The sequence below is a fragment of the Paraburkholderia sp. Ac-20340 genome (assembly GCF_017104965.1).
In the GTDB taxonomy this organism is placed as follows: domain Bacteria; phylum Pseudomonadota; class Gammaproteobacteria; order Burkholderiales; family Burkholderiaceae; genus Paraburkholderia.
The window spans coordinates 1-16,133 of sequence record NZ_JAAGPR010000030.1; the positions used below are offsets into that span (position 1 = coordinate 1).

Here is a 16,133-nt window from a genome sequence, read left to right on the forward strand (position 1 = left end):
CAGCAAGGTCCGCGCAATCGCCACCCGCTGCTTCTCCCCACCCGACAGCTTCAAGCCACGCTCGCCAACCGCCGTCTCATACCCCTTCGGCAAACTCTCGATAAACGCATGAATATGCGCCGCGCGCTTGCCCGGCATCTGCGGACGCCAGACCGTCGGCCGCTTGCGGCGCGTGTCGTCGTGCGGCACGGTCGTGCCCGCGCCGGAGCCGATATTCGGACCTTCGCCCGAGGCGAGTCCTCCGCCCAGTCCCAACGCGCTGCCGAGACTGCCCAGACCCGCGAGGCCCGAGCTCGACGAACTCGTCGATCCGCCGTCCTGCGACGCGCGGCGGCTGCGGTGCGACGGGCGCTCGGCGTCTTCGTCGTCGTCGCTGGAGGGGCGGATGTTCAGGCCGAGGCCGAGCGACACGTCGGCCCAGACGAAGAAGTCGCGCCAGCGGAATTCGATCAGCCACGGCAGGCTCACGAAGAACAGCACCGCCATCGCGAGCGGCGCGGCCGCATGGCCGATCAGTTTGCCGAGGCCGTCAGCGAGCGCGTGACCGAGCGCATCGAAACCTTCGATGTGCAGCATCGACGCTTCGAGCGCGCAGCTCGACAGCAGCACGCAGAAAAAGCCGAGCCACAGCCGGATCGTGCCGGGACCGCGCAGGCCCGCGCCGCCGGGCAGCACCGACTTCACGAGACGCCAGACCAGAGGGATGAACCAGACGGCCGATAAGCCGAACCAGCCAGGAACTACCGTGTGCATGCCAGAGATCTACGATGAAAGAATGGGCAATCTGCCGAGTGTAACCGTTCGGACCTGGTGCGCCGCTACGCGCGTTGCCGCGGCGCCGCAGTCGCAGCGGGACTCAGCAAAAAAAACGCCGCGCGGGGTGAGCGCGCGGCTGTGAGGCAGTGCGCGGCGTCACTGTCCCGGTGTCGCGGATGCGCCTGCCGGAGCGCTTGCGTCCGCCTGTGCGAAGCTCAGCCGATCTCCGTTTTCCAGGATCAGCTGCAGCGCTTGCGGCGGGCGCATCTGCACGCCGGTGCGGGCAATGTGCGCGAGCGCGTCCAGATAGGGGCCTTCGATCTCGCCGCCCGCGCCGATGCACGCCATACGCGTGCCCGCAAGCTGGTCGAACGAGAGCAGGCCGCTCTTGAGCGTGTAGCGTCCCATGTAACGGTTGCAGCCCGAGAAGCCGCTGGCGCGGCGCTGGCCGTTCGCAGTGGACAGATCGAGCGTGACCGGACGCGCGCCCGGCGCTGCCGGACCCGATGCAGCGGCTGCACCCGGAATCGCGCGCAGCGAGCCGTCGGCGCGTTTCCATTCGACGAGCTGCCAGTGCGTGTTGTCGAGCAACTGCGCGGCGGCGGGATTGAACGGATCGGGTGCCGGTGCGGACGAGTCCTGGTGAACCGGCAGCTTGCACGCGGCAAGCATCAGTGCAGCGCAGGTGGCTGCTGCGAGCGGCGCCGCGCGCGACGCGAGCAGGCGCGCCATCATGTGCCCGGCGGGGCGTGTGCTCGAGCGGTGGGGCATCGCATTTCCTCGTAACTGGCGAAGGCGTAAGGGTAACGCACCAGGAGACGCCATGCGAGCGCAAACGTTCGCTAAATGGTGACTTCTTCGCGCGAAAGCGCTTCACCTGTAACAGTTAGTTGGAAACAGCGCGGAAACCGTCCGCAAACGATCTGCAAACCGCGGCGGCGGGCCGCACCGGACTCGCGTTGGCCATCCGGCCAGGTAAAACGCATGGGTGCGCGTGTTAACATCGACGCTTCTTCGCATTCGTGCGTCATCCAAGAGGCGCGCGCGCTTCATCGTCAATCTTCACCGTGATTTCTGGAGACATCATGCAGACCGGCCCCCGCATCGGCACGCCGCTTTCCGCTTCCGCCACCCGTGTCATGCTGCTCGGCGCTGGCGAGCTCGGCAAGGAAGTGATCATCGCGCTGCAGCGCCTCGGCGTTGAAGTGATCGCCGTCGATCGCTACGAGAACGCGCCCGGTCATCAGGTCGCGCATCGCGCCCACGTGATCGACATGGCCGATCCCAAGGCGCTGCGCGCGCTGATCGATGCCGAACGTCCGCATCTCATCGTGCCGGAAATCGAAGCCATCGCCACCGACGCGCTGGCCGCCGTCGAATCCGAAGGCGTCGCCGAAGTCATTCCTACCGCGCGCGCCGCGCAGCTCACCATGAACCGCGAAGGCATCCGCCGTCTCGCGGCTGAAGAACTGGGCCTGCCGACTTCGCCGTACGCATTCGCCGACTCGCTCGACGAACTCAAGGCCGGTATCGCCAAGGTTGGCTATCCGTGCGTGGTGAAACCGGTGATGTCGTCGTCGGGCAAGGGCCAGTCGGTGCTGCGCAGCGACGCCGATGTCGAACGCGCATGGGAATACGCGCTGGCGGGCGGCCGGGTGAATCATGGCCGCGTGATCGTCGAAGGCTTTATCGACTTCGAATACGAAATCACGCAACTGACCGTGCGCGCGACGGACCCCTCGAGCGGCACGGTGCAGACCTATTACTGCGACCCGATCGGCCACAAGCAGGTGGACGGCGACTATGTCGAATCGTGGCAGCCGCAGCCGATGAGCCCGAAGGCGCTCGAGCGTTCGCGCGAAATCGCCCACAAGGTGACCGAGGCGCTGGGCGGCCGTGGTCTCTTCGGCGTCGAGCTGTTCGTGCGCGGCGACGAAGTCTGGTTCTCGGAAGTGAGCCCGCGTCCGCACGATACGGGTCTGGTCACGCTCGCTTCGCAGCGTTTCTCGGAGTTCGAACTGCATGCGCGCGCGATTCTCGGTCTGCCCGTCGATACGACGGCGCGCGGTCCGGGCGCGTCGGCGGTGATCTATGGCGGCATGGACGCACGCGGTATCGCCTTCGAAGGCGTCGCCGATGCGCTGGCCGTGCCGGGCGCGGATCTGCGTCTGTTCGGCAAGCCGGAAAGCTTTACGAAGCGCCGTATGGGTGTCGCGCTGGCAACGGGCGTGGATCTCGAAGAAGCACGCGCGCGTGCGCGCGCTGCGGCGGCGGCGGTGCGTCCGGTGGCCGGCGAAGCTTCGGAATAACGCTGAAGAAAGGCGGTCAGGGTGCGCAAGCTCGCGCACCCGCAAAACGTAACCCGCGCCTTGCGGGTTATCGTCGCGGCTCAGGCCGGGAGGTGGAGATGGGCAAAGCGCTCGTGGTTCGTCTCATGCGCTGGACCGGCGCTGCGGTGTGCGCCGGCTTGTGCGTTACCGCGCTGAGCGGTTGCGGACTGGCGGCTGCGCCGTGCCGCGTGGCGTCGGCGGGCCTGAAGATCGTGCCGATCGTAGGCCACGTGGCCGCCGCGCCCACCGATGCCTGCGCCGACGTGATCGATCCGTGATCCTGCGGATCGATTGCCGCTTCACATCATGACGTCTCACGTCGACTCTCACGATGTCATGCCACGCCAGGAGAACGCCTTGATCGACGTATCGACTTCGCCGGTGCGCGCGTTGCGCCACCGCATCGCCCGCGTGTGCACGGCGCTCGCGCTGGCAGTCTGTGCGATTCCCGCCGCGCAGGCCGCATCGGGAAACAGCGGTGCAGGCGGTCCGCTCGAACTGCGCGACATCCACGTGCAGTCGCGCCATACCTTCAGCTACACCTGCGCGGACGGCAAGACTTTCAAGGTCAGCTATCTCAACGCGGCCAACGGACAGAGCTTCGCGCTCGTGCCGGTGGACGGCCGCAAGTTCCTGCTGGTCGGCGTGGTGGCCGCGTCGGGCGTGCGCTATGTCGGCGCGAAGTACGCGTGGTGGACCAAGGGCCCGGGCGCAGATCTCTACGACACCATGGCCGATCCCAACGCGAAGCCCATCCTCGCGGGCTGCGCCACGATCATGCGCTAAACCGGCGCCTGCGCGCTTCGCGACGCGTTCCGTTCTGCCGGAGTAATCTGTCGGCCATGCGAAGGGCGGCTGGCATGCGGCAGAGACGCTGCAACCCGTCGGTGCCGTTCGCGCACACTGCGCGAGGTGGTCGATGAAAGCATCGGATCTGTTCGTGAAGGCGCTCGAAGCCGAGGGCGTGGAGTACGTGTTCGGGATTCCCGGCGAGGAAAATCTCGATCTGCTCGAATCGCTGCGGCGCTCGAAGATCCGCCTGATCGTCACGCGTCACGAACAGGCCGCCGGTTTCATGGCCGCCACCTACGGACGGCTGACGGGGCGCACCGGCGTGTGTCTCGCCACGCTTGGCCCCGGCGCGACCAATTTCGTGACCGCGGCCGCCTACGCACAGCTCGGCGGCATGCCGATGCTGATGGTCACCGGCCAGAAGCCCATCAAGTCCAGCAAGCAGGGCCATTTCCAGATCGTCGATGTGGTGCGCATGATGGAGCCGCTCACCAAGTACGCGCGCCAGATTGTGTCGATCGGCAATATTCCGGCGCTGGTGCGCGAGGCGTTTCGTCAGGCCGAACAGGAGCGTCCGGGCGCCGTGCATCTGGAATTGCCCGAAGACGTGGCCGACGAAGAGGGCGACGGCAAGCCCATTCCCAAGAGTTTCAGCCGCCGCCCGGTCGCGGAGGAAAAAGCCGTCGCGCATGCGGTGGCGGCGATCTGCGAAGCGCAGCATCCGCTGCTGATGATCGGCGCGGGCGGCAATCGCAAGACCACGCGCAACGTGCTGCGCGAATTCGTCGATCAGACCGGCATTCCGTTTTTCACGACGCAGATGGGCAAGGGCGTGATCGACGAATCGCATCCGCTGTGGCTGGGCAATGCGACGTTATCCGATGGCGACTTCGTGCACCGCGCGATCGAGCATGCCGACTGCATCATCAACGTCGGCCATGACGTGATCGAAAAGCCGCCGTTTTTCATGCGCAGCGCCGAAGGCAAGACCGTGATCCACGTGAATTTCCTGGGCGCGGAAGTCGATCCGGTCTATTTCCCGCAGATCGAGGTGGTGGGCGATATCGCCAATGCGGTCTGGCAGATCAAGGAAGCGCTCAAGCCGCGCGAGCACGCCTGGGATTTCGCGCGCTTCGAGGAGATCAAGCGCCACTTCGACGCGCATCTCGCCAAAGGTCAGCACGACGAGCGATTTCCGGTCTATCCGGTGCGCCTCGTGCACGACGTCTATCACGCGATGCCCGAGGACGGCATTCTGTGTCTCGATAACGGCATGTACAAGATCTGGTTCGCGCGCTACTACCGGGCGCGCGAGCCGAATTCGGTGCTGCTCGACAATGCGCTCGCGTCGATGGGCGCGGGCCTGCCCTCGGCGATCGCCACGAAGATCGTGCATCCCGAACGCAAGGTCGTGGCCGTCTGCGGCGACGGCGGCTTCATGATGAATTCGCAGGAACTGGAGACGGCGGTGCGTCTGAAGCTCGACATCGTCGTGCTGCTGCTGCGCGACGACGCCTTCGGCATGATCCGCTGGAAGCAGGAAAACATGAATTTCCCCGATTACGGCATGACGCTGCAGAACCCCGATTTCGTCGATTACACGCGCAGTTATGGCGCACATGGTCATCGCGTGGGTGCGGCGAGCGAACTCGGGCCGCTGATCGAGCGGTGTTTTGCGCAGCCGGGCGTGCATGTGATCGACGTGCCCATCGATTATTCGGATAACGAGCGCGTGCTCAATCGCGAGATCAAGCGGCTCAGCGCGCAGCTTTGAACGCAACACCATCGTTCGCGCGGGCGCGCGGTTTGCGCGCATCGCCGTGCGTTGCATCACTGGATTGCACTTACGCTGGCGCGGCAGGAACGGAAGCGACGTGGCGCGCCGCGTCATCTGCGGAGAACGCGTCATGCTCAAACCGACTTATCCGTACTATCTGGCGAACGAAGCCGTCGCCGCCAACACCGATCTCGAAGTCACCGACAAATACAGCGGCGAAGTCGCCACGCGCGTCGCGCTCGCCGATGCGAAGGCGATCGACCAGGCCATCGCCGCCGCCGAAGCCGCCATGCCCGCGCTGCGCGCGTTCCCGCCGTTCAAACGCCAGGCCGTGATCGATCATTGCGTGGCGCGCTTTCGCGAGCGTTTCGACGAACTGGCGATGGCGCTGTGCATCGAGGCGGGCAAGCCGATCAACGATTCGCGCGGCGAAGTCACGCGCCTGATCGACACGTTCCGCGTGGCCGCCGAAGAAAGCGTGCGCATCAACGGCGAGATCGTGAATCTGGAGATTTCGGCGCGCGCGAAGGGCTATCGCGGCTACGTCAAACGCGTGCCGATCGGGCCGTGCTCGTTTATTTCGCCGTTCAATTTCCCGCTCAATCTGGCCGCACACAAGGTCGCGCCGGCGCTCGCGGCGGGCGTGCCGTTCGTGCTGAAGCCGGCGAGCCGCACGCCGGTGGGCGCGCTGATCATCGGCGAGATTCTGGCGGAAACGGATTTGCCGAAGGGCGCGTTTTCGATCCTGCCCGCGCATCGCGACGGCGCCGATCTCTTCACCACCGACGAGCGCTTCAAGCTGCTTTCGTTCACGGGCTCGCCCGCGGTGGGCTGGGATCTGAAGAAAAAGGCCGGCAAGAAGAAAGTGGTGCTGGAACTGGGCGGCAATGCGGCGGCCGTCGTCGATGCCGATCAGGGCGCGAAGCTCGATTACGTGGTGGAGCGGCTGGCATTCGGCGCGTATTACCAGTCGGGGCAGAGTTGTATCGGCGTACAGCGCATTCTGGTGCATGCGTCGCTCTACGATGCGCTGCGCGACAAACTGATCGCCAAGGTCAAGACGCTGAAGATGGGCGACCCGAAGGACGAGAAAACCTTCGTCGGGCCGATGATCTCGGAATCCGAAGCGCAGCGTCTGAGCGGCTGGATGGAAAGCGCGGTGCTGGCGGGCGCGAAAATTCTCGCGGGCGGGCAGGTGGACGGCGCGATGTTCGAAGCCACGCTGCTGGAAGACGTGGGGCGCGGCACCGATCTCTACCGGCGCGAGGCGTTCGGCCCGGTGGCGATTCTCGAGCGTTTCGACGATTTCGGTCAGGCGCTGGATATCGTCAACAACAGCGACTTCGGCCTGCAGGCGGGCGTGTTCACCGATTCGCTCGCCAATGCGCACCGCGCGTGGGACGGGCTCGACGTGGGCGGCGTGGTCATCAACGATATTCCGTCATTTCGCGTCGATAACATGCCGTATGGCGGCGTGAAGGATTCGGGGCTCGGTCGCGAGGGCGTGCGCTATGCGATCGAAGATATGACCGAACTTCGGCTGATGGTGATGCGCGAAACGTGGTGAAAGCGGTGGTCGGCGCGCGGGTCTGCGATCAAAGGTCCAGACCGCGAACGCCGCGCGCTGTTGCAGAAGCGCGTCCGTGCGGCCATAGGGATTTATGCCGAGGTGCTACAATACCGGCCTTTCGCCGGATTGCGCCTGCGCAAAACCTGAGCGGAAAGCAGTCAGCAACGAGCATCGAATCCAGCGGCCGGGCCAGCGAGCACGGGCCGCCACGCAGCCAGGCGCGCGCCTTTCGAAACGCGTGCCCGCGCGTAAATAAGGGAACGAGCCCTGGTGAGCCAGGACGGGTCGAGCGCGGCGTACCGCCAGCGCACCCCGCACCAGACGGCACCAGTCGGCGCCATACGGCGCCAGTCCGCGTAAGCGGACCGTTCCACAAGCTGTCCGCCGTGACCGGTCAAACCGGGCGCGCCGGGCAATGCCGGGCAGAAGGAAGCTGCGCCCACGCAGCCTCTGCCAGCACAACCGCAGTCCCGCAGTGATTATTTGAGGCGCATGGCGCCTCGTGCGCCTAGCGCCTTTATAGCGAAACCCACCATGTCCGACACCGACGTCAAGCCCAGCACTGTGACCTTCGATCAGTTCGGCCTCGCGCCCGACATCCTCAAGGCGATCCAGGAGCAGGGCTACACGACGCCCACGCCCATCCAGGCGCAGGCCATTCCCGTGGTCCTCACGGGCCGTGACGTGATGGGCGCCGCCCAGACCGGCACCGGCAAGACGGCCAGCTTCTCGCTGCCGATCCTGCAACGCCTGCTGCCGATGGCGAGCACGAGCGCATCGCCCGCCCGCCATCCGGTGCGCGCGCTGATCCTCACGCCGACGCGCGAACTGGCCGACCAGGTCGCCAACAACGTGCGCACCTACGCGCAGCACACCGCGCTGCGCAGCGCCGTGGTGTTCGGCGGCGTCGACATGAATCCGCAATCGGAAGAACTGCGCCGCGGCGTGGAAATCCTGATCGCGACGCCGGGCCGTCTGCTCGATCACGTCCAGCAGAAGACCACGAACCTCGGTCAGGTGCAGATGCTCGTGCTCGACGAAGCCGACCGCATGCTGGACATGGGCTTCCTGCCGGACCTGCAGCGCATCCTGAACCTGCTGCCGAAGGAGCGTCAGACGCTGCTGTTCTCGGCCACGTTCTCGCCGGAAATCAAGAAGCTCGCCGCCACGTATCTGCGCACGCCGCAGACCATCGAAGTCGCGCGCAGCAACTCGACGAACGCGAACGTCACGCAGATCGTTTATGAAGTCGCGGAAGGCGACAAGACCGGCGCGGTCGTGCAACTGATCCGCTCGCGCGGTCTGAAGCAGGTGATCGTGTTCTGTAACAGCAAGATCGGCGCGAGCCGTCTCGCGCGCCAGATCGAGAAGTCGGGCATCGTCGCCGCCGCGATTCACGGCGACCGTTCGCAGAACGAGCGTATGCAGGCGCTGGACGCGTTCAAGCGCGGCGAGATCGAAGCGCTGGTCGCCACCGACGTGGCCGCGCGCGGTCTCGATATCGCCGAACTGCCGGCCGTCATCAACTTCGACCTGCCGTTCAACGCCGAAGACTACGTGCACCGCATCGGCCGTACGGGCCGCGCGGGCGCCACCGGCGATGCGCTGTCGCTGTGCAGCCCGAACGAAAAGAAGCAGCTCGCCGATATCGAAAAGCTGATCAAGCGCCCGCTGACGATCGAGCATCTGGTCGTCGATACGCCGGTGACGCATCACGAAGGCGGCAGCCGCCGCCGCGAGCGCGATGCGCACGAAGGCCGCGAAGGCCGTGGCGAGCGCGAAGCGCGCGGTGAACGCAGCGAGCGTGCCGAGCGCGGCCATCGTCGCACCGGTAGCTTCGAGCGTCCGCATCACCATCGTTCGCAGCCCGTCGACGACTTCTTCCTGAAGCCCTACGAGCCGTCGCCGAACGCGCGCAGCAAAGCCGATAACCATGCCGAGCCGGCCGCCGCGCCGCAGAAGTCGAAGCAGCCGCTGGCCGCGCTGCTGGGCGGTCTGGGTTCGTCGTGGCGTAACAAGCCGAATTCGTCTTCGTCGTCGGAATAAGACGATCGCGACGTAAAAACGGCGTGCGGGGTGAAAACCCGGCACGCCGTTTTTTTATGCCCGCGATCTTTATGCAGGTAGCTGGGCGAGACGCCGTTTCCAGGCGTCGATCGCCCCGGCCTGAAACGCTTCGAGCGTTGCCGGCGCGGGATCGGCCAGATCGAGCCCCAGATGTTTTGCGGCCGCGAGCAGCGCGTCGAGCGGGTGTGCCGCATCCAGCGCCTGCGCACCGTTTTGCTTCGAGAGTTTTTCGCCATCGGCGGCGGTGACGACCGGCACATGCAGATACGTCAAGGCGGGCGCCTTCAGACACTGTTGCAGCCAGATCTGGCGCGCGGTGGAGTCGAGCAGGTCGGCGCCGCGTACCACGTGGGTGATGTCTTGCGCGGCATCGTCCACGACCACGGCCAGTTGATACGCCCATTGGCCATCGGCGCGCAGCAGCACGAAATCGCCGACTTCGGTGGAAAGATCCTGTTGCTGCGGGCCTTGCCAGCGATCGGCGAAATGGATCAGCGCGGAGTTTTCTGCGCTCGCGGGGGCGTCCACTAGAGTGTCGCCTGGCACGCGCAAGCGCCAGGCGCGCGCGGTTTTGCCGTGCAGGCCGCTGCGGCAGGTGCCGGGATAGATCAGCGTGGCGTGGCGCCGGTGCGCGTGCAGTTGCGAATCGGCGATTTCCTTGCGCGTGCAGCCGCACGGATAGACGTGACCCGAAGCGATCAAGGCGTCGAGCGCCGCGCGATACAGACCGGTGCGCTGGCTTTGCCAGACAGGCGGTTCATCGGCGTGAAAGCCGAAGCGCGCCAGCGTGGCGAGAATGTCTTCGGCCGCGCCGGGCACCGTGCGCGGACCGTCGATATCCTCGATACGCACGAGCCACGCGCCGTCATGCGCGCGCGCGTCGAGCCAGCTGGCCAGCGCCGAAACCAGCGAGCCGAAATGCAAAGGGCCGGTAGGCGAGGGCGCGAAGCGCCCGCGGTAGCCGGAAGCGGTTGCGCTCACGCGCGTGTTACGCGGCGTGCGCCGCTGCGGCCGTGTCCGTTGCCTGCGCGCGCGCCGGATGGCACGCCGGGCAGCTCTTGCCCACTTCGTAAAGCGGCGAGGCCTGGTCAGCCTCCGTGACGACGGCGCGGCAGGCGAAGCACTGCACCGTGCCGGTGGGTTCGAGTTGCGGATTCAGCGCGGTGCGCTGGTCGAACACGAAGCAGTCGCCGTTGTAATGCGCGCCGCCCACTTCTTCGAAGTACTTGAGAATGCCGCCTTCGAGCTGATAAACATGCTCGATCCCCACTTCCTTCATGTGGATCGCGGCCTTTTCGCAGCGAATGCCGCCGGTGCAGAACGACACCACGGTCTTGCCTTCGAGATCGGCGCGATTGGCTTCGATCACGCCCGGGAATTCGCTGAATTTCGTCAGACGGTAATCGAGCGCCTGGTCGAAGGTGCCGAGGTCGATTTCGAAGTCGTTACGCGTGTCGAGCATGACGACCGGACGGCCCTGGTCGTCGAAACCGCGATCGAGCCATTCCTTGAGCACGACCGGCGCGACCGACGGCGCGCGGCCTTCTTCGGGACGGATCGCCGGTTTCTTCATCGTGATGATTTCGCGCTTCAGACGCACGAGCATGCGATTGAACGGGCGATCTTCCGAGAAGCTTTCCTTGAACTGCAGCGTGGCGAACTTGCCTTCGAAAAGCGGGTCGGTACGCACGAAATCCATGAAGGCGCGCACGTTGGGCTCGTCGCCCGCGACAAACAGGTTGATGCCCTCGGGCGCGAGCAGGATCGTGCCCCGCAGATCGAGTTCATTGCAGCGCGCGAGCACGAGCGGACGCCATTCGGCGGTCTTCTCCAGCGTCGCGAACTGGTAGGAGGAAAGGTTGAGGATACGCATGGCCAACAAACACTCAAAGCTGATTCGGACGGGCCCGCAGTCAGTGAGGCGGGCGCAATCCGCTATTATCCCTCAACCTGGCGGCGAGGCGTCTGGAGCACGTTGTCTCGCCGGCCGAAGTGTCGCGTGGTGCTGACGGCGCGCAAGCTCGCGCGCCAGCCGCATTCAGGTGAAAGCGCGCAGGAAAGCGGCGTCGAAGCCCCATTTTGCGACTGCCCGCAGCGGCGAAAAACGCCGGACCGTAGAGGTACAATGTCGCCCATGTCAGATCCTCGCTTCGTCCATCTCCGCGTCCACTCCGAATTCTCGATTGCCGATGGCATCGTGCGCCTCGACGACCTCGTCAAGGCCGCGGCCAAAGACGGTCAGGGCGCGCTCGCGCTCACCGACCTGAGCAACGCATTCGGCCTCGTCCGTTTTTATTCAGAAGCCCGTGGCAAAGGGGTCAAACCCATTGCCGGCTGCGACGTCTGGATCATGAATCCGGACGACCGCGACAAACCTTCGCGCCTGCTGCTGCTCGTGAAGGACAAGGTCGGCTATCTGAATCTGTGCGAGCTGCTGTCCAAGGCGTGGCTCACGAATCAATATCGCGGCCGCGCGGAAATCGACACCGCCTGGCTCGAAGGCAGCCTCGGCGAAGGTCTGCTCGCGCTCTCGGGCGCGCAGCAGGGCGACGTGGGCCTCGCGCTCGCGGCGGGCAACGTCGAAAGCGCGAAGCGGCACGCGCAGCGCTGGGCGAAGCTGTTCCCGAACGCTTACTACATCGAACTGCAACGCTGCGGCCAGCCGGGCGGCGAGCAGTACATCGAGCAGGCGGTCGCGATCGCGGCGGAACTGAAGCTGCCGGTGGTCGCCACGCACCCGATGCAGTTCATGACGCACGAGGAATACACCGCGCACGAAGCGCGTGTCTGTATTTCGGAAGGCGACATGCTCGCCAATCCGCGCCGTCAGAAGCGCTTCACGACCGAGCAGCGTTTTCACACCCAGGAAGAAATGGCCGCGCTGTTCGCGGACATTCCCTCGGCGATCGCGAACACCATCGAAATCGCCAAGCGCTGCAATCTCACGCTCGAACTCGGCAAGCCCAAGCTGCCGCTCTTCCCGACGCCCGACGGCATGTCGCTTGACGACTACCTCGTGCAACTGTCGAAGGAAGGGCTGGAAAGCCGCCTCGTTCAGCTTTATCCGAACGAAGCCGAACGCGAGAACGAACGCGCGCGCTACAACGAACGTCTGGAATTCGAGTGCGGCACCATCATCAAAATGGGCTTCCCGGGCTACTTCCTGATCGTTGCGGACTTCATCAACTGGGCGAAGAACAACGGCGTGCCGGTGGGCCCTGGCCGGGGTTCGGGCGCCGGCTCGCTGGTCGCGTACGCGCTGGGCATTACCGATCTGGACCCGCTGCGCTACAACCTGCTGTTCGAGCGTTTCCTGAATCCGGAACGCGTCTCGATGCCCGACTTCGACATCGACTTTTGCCAGCACGGGCGCGATCGCGTCATTCAGTACGTGAAGGACAAGTACGGCGCCGACGCGGTCTCGCAGATCGCGACTTTCGGCACCATGGCCGCGAAGGCGGCGGTGCGCGACATCGGCCGCGTGCTCGATCTCGGCTACATGTTCACCGATGGCGTGGCCAAGCTGATTCCGTTCAAGCCGGGCAAGCACGTCACCATCGCCGACGCGATGAAGGAAGAACCGCTGCTGCAGGAGCGTTACGACAACGAAGACGAAGTGCACCAGCTGCTCGATCTCGCGCAGCTCGTGGAAGGTCTCACGCGTAACGTGGGCATGCACGCGGGCGGCGTGCTGATCGCGCCGGGCAAGCTCACCGACTTCTGCCCGCTCTATACGCAGGGCGACGAAAGCGGCGTCGTGAGCCAGTACGACAAGGACGACGTGGAAGCCGTCGGCCTCGTCAAGTTCGACTTTCTGGGTCTGACCACGCTGACGATTCTCGACTGGGCCGAGCGCTATATCCGCATGCTCGATCCGTCGAAGCAGGACTGGTCGCTCGCCCAGGTGCCGCTCGACGACGCGCCGTCGTTCCAGATCCTCAAGAAAGCGAATACGGTCGCCGTGTTCCAGCTGGAAAGCCGCGGCATGCAGGGCATGCTCAAGGACGCGCAGCCTGACCGCTTCGAGGACATCATCGCGCTGGTGGCCTTGTATCGTCCGGGCCCGATGGACCTGATTCCGAGCTTCTGCGCGCGTAAGCACGGCCGCGAAGTGGTGGAGTACCCGGACCCGCGCGTCGAACCTGTTCTGAAAGAGACCTACGGCATCATGGTCTATCAGGAGCAGGTGATGCAGATGGCGCAGATCATCGGCGGCTACTCGCTGGGCGGCGCCGACTTGCTGCGTCGCGCGATGGGTAAGAAAAAGCCCGAGGAAATGGCCAAGCACCGCGAGATTTTCGCGGAAGGCGCGGCCAAGAACGGCCTCACGCGCGAGAAAGCCGACGAAACCTTCGACTTGATGGAAAAGTTCGCGGGCTACGGCTTCAACAAGTCGCACGCGGCCGCGTACGCCTTGCTCGCGTATCACACGGCATGGCTCAAGGCGCACCATCCGGCCGAATTCATGGCGGCGAATATGTCGCTCGCCATGGACGACACCGACAAGGTCAAGATCCTGTTCGAAGACTGCGCGACCAACAACCTCAAGGTGCTGCCGCCGGACGTCAACGCGTCGGCGTATCGCTTCGAGCCGGTTGCCGATTCCCACGTGGCCGAAGGCAAGCGCTCGCGCACGATCCGCTACGGTCTGGGCGCGATCAAGGGCAGCGGCCAGAACGCCATCGAAGAAATTCTGCGCGCACGCAAGGAAGGCGGTCTGTTCAAGGACCTGTTCGACTTCTGCGAGCGCATCGACCGTCGTCTGGTGAACCGCCGCACGGTCGAAGCGATGATCCGCGCGGGCGCGTTCGACACGATTCACGCGAATCGCGCGCAGTTGATCGCGTCCGTGCCGATGGCGATGGAAGCCGCCGATCAGGCGAGCGCCAACGCCATGCAGGCGGGTCTGTTCGACATGGGCGATGCGCCGCTGGCCGCGCACGAACTCGTCGACGAACCGGCGTGGGAAGAAAAGCGCAAGCTGCAGGAAGAGAAGGGCGCGCTGGGCTTTTATCTGTCCGGCCACCTGTTCGACGCCTACAAGGGCGAAGTGCGCCGCTTCGTGCGCCAGAAGATCGGCGAACTCAAGGAAGGGCGTGACAAGCTGGTGGCGGGCGTGATCGCTTCGCTGCGCACGCAGATGACCCAGCGCGGCAAGATGCTGATCGCGCTGCTCGACGACGGCACCGGCCAGTGCGAAGTGACGGTGTTCAACGAGCAGTTCGAGGCGCACAAGGCGCTCTTCAAGGAAGACGAGCTGCTGGTCGTGCAAGGTGGCGCGCGCAACGACGCGTTCACGGGCGGCATCCGCTTTACCGTCGATACCGTGATGGATCTGGAGCGCGCGCGCAGCCGCTACGCGCAGGCCGTGAAAGTGCAGATGAACGGTAACGCCGATGCCGGCGCCCTGCGCACGGTGCTCGAAGCGCATCGCGCCAAGCCTGACGATTCGCTGCCCGCGCCGGTGATGGAAACGCGTGGGCGCGGCGGCCGCGATGGCGGTGGTGGTGGATTCGGCGGTGGACGTGGCCGCGAGCGCGAACAGGTCGTGATTCCGAATGGCCTCGCCGTGCAGATCGTTTATCGCAACGAGCGCGCGGAAGGCGAAGTGCGTCTGGGCGACGCCTGGCGCGTCAAGCCCACCGACGATCTGCTGGCCGCATTGCGCGGCGAGTTTGCCGGCAGCGCGATCGAAATTGTCTACTGATCGTTATTTCGCGAGCAGCAAAGCAAAACGGGCGGCCTCGCTGAGGTCGCCCGTTTTTTATCGTGAGGCGAGCTTTATCGCTTCTTCGCCACTTTGCCGTCGCGCGTGAGCAGCGCGAGCTTGGCATAGCGGTAGTAAGTCGTTTCGGCGTTGTTGATCGCGAGCATCAGCCCTTCGGCGCCATCGAGGAAACCCGCGCGTATCACCCACGTGCGGAAAAACGCCCAGAAGCCTTTGCCCAGCGCCTTCGCCAGCGACGAGCGCTTGCCGGCTTCGGCCATCGTCAGCGCGCCGGCGCTCGAATAGGCGTTGGTTTTTTCCAGCGCTTCGTGCAGATCGGGCATCGAGATATGGATGATCGGGCCGTCGAGGCGGCCGATCGTGCCGTCGATTTCCAGATGCGTATGCGTGCGCACATCGGTGAAACGCGCGCTGCCGCGCCGGAACAGACGCTCGATACGGTCGGGCCACCAGCCCGAATGGTTCATGAAGCGTCCGCAAAAGCTCGAACGGCGCGGCGTGCTGAAGGCGTTGTGCGGCGTGCCTTTGGCCAGAATCGCGGCGATTTCCTTGCGCAGTTCCGGGCTCAGGCGTTCGTCGGCGTCGAGGCAGATGACCCAGTCGCCGCGTGCTTCGGCGAGCGCGCGATTCTTTTGCGGGCCGTCGCCCGGCCAGTCGGTTTCGAAAACGCGCGCGCCGAGTTCGCGGCACAGATCGGGCGTGCCGTCGGTGCTGCCGGAGTCGAACACGATGGCTTCGAGCGCCAGTCCGCGTACCGATTCGAGGCAATCGCGAATGTCGTGCGCCTCGTTCATCGCGACCACGATCACGGAAAGCGTGGCGGGCGGCGTGCCGGGGGCTTCAGGGCCCGGGCGTGTCGGAGAAAGTCCGTCGGACATGAAATGTGCGCCTGTTCTGATGCCGAAGAGCCGGCGCGAGCGGTTCGAGCGTCGATCGACGGCTGACCGATTGTCGGTTTTTACCGACCCATCGCGCGGATTCTTCGTGTATTGATTGCTTATTCTGACGGTGTATTGCTCAACCTGGCAGGCCAGGCGCGCAGAGGTGCGTATTCTAGACCATGCACGGCGGGTAACAGACCGGAAGGCGCTGCAAGGGACGGAAAGCAGCGGC

Annotated in this window: 11 protein-coding genes and 1 pseudogene; 7 read left to right on the top strand and 5 right to left on the bottom strand. The window is 65.1% G+C overall.

All coding sequences use genetic code 11. From position 1 onward, the window contains the following. Positions 1-753, bottom strand: a pseudogene (locus tag G3N59_RS37380) (DNA translocase FtsK 4TM domain-containing protein); the annotation flags it as partial. 159 nt (positions 754-912) lie between these two features. Then, positions 913-1,491 (bottom strand): META domain-containing protein, encoded by a 579-nt coding sequence (locus tag G3N59_RS28395; protein WP_205986241.1) that lies wholly within the window; start codon positions 1,489-1,491, stop codon positions 913-915. 350 nt (positions 1,492-1,841) lie between these two features. On the opposite strand from G3N59_RS28395, the gene purT reads away from it, so the two are divergent. The 6 genes from purT to G3N59_RS28425 all read left to right on the top strand — a co-directional run bounded on the left by purT (position 1,842) and on the right by G3N59_RS28425 (position 9,271). Beyond that, on the top strand, positions 1,842-3,065 hold the full coding sequence (gene purT / locus G3N59_RS28400; protein ID WP_205986159.1) for a formate-dependent phosphoribosylglycinamide formyltransferase: 1,224 nt from the start codon (positions 1,842-1,844) through the stop codon (positions 3,063-3,065). 125 nt (positions 3,066-3,190) lie between these two features. Further along, a complete protein-coding gene (locus G3N59_RS28405) occupies positions 3,191-3,364 on the top strand; it encodes a DUF6726 family protein (RefSeq protein WP_321814446.1) in 174 nt (57 codons plus the stop codon). 79 nt (positions 3,365-3,443) lie between these two features. Further along, positions 3,444-3,872, top strand: a complete 429-nt coding sequence (locus tag G3N59_RS28410; RefSeq protein ID WP_241024347.1) for an MliC family protein — start codon at positions 3,444-3,446, stop codon at positions 3,870-3,872. A 133-nt stretch (positions 3,873-4,005) separates the two neighbouring features. Then, on the top strand, positions 4,006-5,652 hold the full coding sequence (locus G3N59_RS28415) for an acetolactate synthase large subunit (protein WP_205986161.1): 1,647 nt from the start codon (positions 4,006-4,008) through the stop codon (positions 5,650-5,652). Between the two features lie 133 nt (positions 5,653-5,785). Beyond that, positions 5,786-7,222 (top strand): aldehyde dehydrogenase family protein, encoded by a 1,437-nt coding sequence (locus G3N59_RS28420; RefSeq protein ID WP_205986162.1) that lies wholly within the window; start codon positions 5,786-5,788, stop codon positions 7,220-7,222. Positions 7,223-7,759: 537 nt separating this feature from the next. Further along, entirely contained in the window at positions 7,760-9,271 is a 1,512-nt protein-coding gene (locus G3N59_RS28425) for a DEAD/DEAH box helicase (protein ID WP_205986163.1), read from the top strand. A 69-nt stretch (positions 9,272-9,340) separates the two neighbouring features. Here the strand turns inward: G3N59_RS28425 and gluQRS are convergent, their stop codons facing one another. Together gluQRS and G3N59_RS28435 are read right to left on the bottom strand one after the other, a co-directional pair. Continuing rightward, positions 9,341-10,273, bottom strand: a complete 933-nt coding sequence (gluQRS, locus tag G3N59_RS28430; RefSeq protein ID WP_205986164.1) for a tRNA glutamyl-Q(34) synthetase GluQRS — start codon at positions 10,271-10,273, stop codon at positions 9,341-9,343. Between the two features lie 7 nt (positions 10,274-10,280). After that, positions 10,281-11,165: a sulfurtransferase gene (locus G3N59_RS28435; RefSeq protein WP_205986165.1), complete on the bottom strand. Its 885-nt coding sequence runs from the start codon at positions 11,163-11,165 to the stop codon at positions 10,281-10,283. Between the two features lie 252 nt (positions 11,166-11,417). Here G3N59_RS28435 and dnaE point away from each other — a divergent pair, with 252 nt between their 5' ends. Further along, the gene (dnaE, locus tag G3N59_RS28440) at positions 11,418-14,999 is read left to right on the top strand and encodes a DNA polymerase III subunit alpha (RefSeq protein WP_205986166.1); all 3,582 of its coding nucleotides are present in this window, start codon (positions 11,418-11,420) and stop codon (positions 14,997-14,999) included. Positions 15,000-15,073: 74 nt separating this feature from the next. Here the strand turns inward: dnaE and G3N59_RS28445 are convergent, their stop codons facing one another. Next, entirely contained in the window at positions 15,074-15,898 is an 825-nt protein-coding gene (locus G3N59_RS28445) for a glycosyltransferase family 2 protein (RefSeq protein ID WP_205986167.1), read from the bottom strand. Positions 15,899-16,133 lie beyond the last annotated feature (235 nt).

Coding starts and splice junctions, on each gene's coding strand:
- G3N59_RS28395 (WP_205986241.1), bottom strand. CDS start 1,491: ATGATGGCGCGCCTGCTCGCGTCGCGCGCGGCGCCGCTCGCAGCAGCC.
- purT (WP_205986159.1), top strand. CDS start 1,842: ATGCAGACCGGCCCCCGCATCGGCACGCCGCTTTCCGCTTCCGCCACC.
- G3N59_RS28405 (WP_321814446.1), top strand. CDS start 3,191: ATGCGCTGGACCGGCGCTGCGGTGTGCGCCGGCTTGTGCGTTACCGCG.
- G3N59_RS28415 (WP_205986161.1), top strand. CDS start 4,006: ATGAAAGCATCGGATCTGTTCGTGAAGGCGCTCGAAGCCGAGGGCGTG.
- G3N59_RS28420 (WP_205986162.1), top strand. CDS start 5,786: ATGCTCAAACCGACTTATCCGTACTATCTGGCGAACGAAGCCGTCGCC.
- G3N59_RS28425 (WP_205986163.1), top strand. CDS start 7,760: ATGTCCGACACCGACGTCAAGCCCAGCACTGTGACCTTCGATCAGTTC.
- G3N59_RS28435 (WP_205986165.1), bottom strand. CDS start 11,165: ATGCGTATCCTCAACCTTTCCTCCTACCAGTTCGCGACGCTGGAGAAG.
- dnaE (WP_205986166.1), top strand. CDS start 11,418: ATGTCGCCCATGTCAGATCCTCGCTTCGTCCATCTCCGCGTCCACTCC.
- G3N59_RS28445 (WP_205986167.1), bottom strand. CDS start 15,898: ATGTCCGACGGACTTTCTCCGACACGCCCGGGCCCTGAAGCCCCCGGC.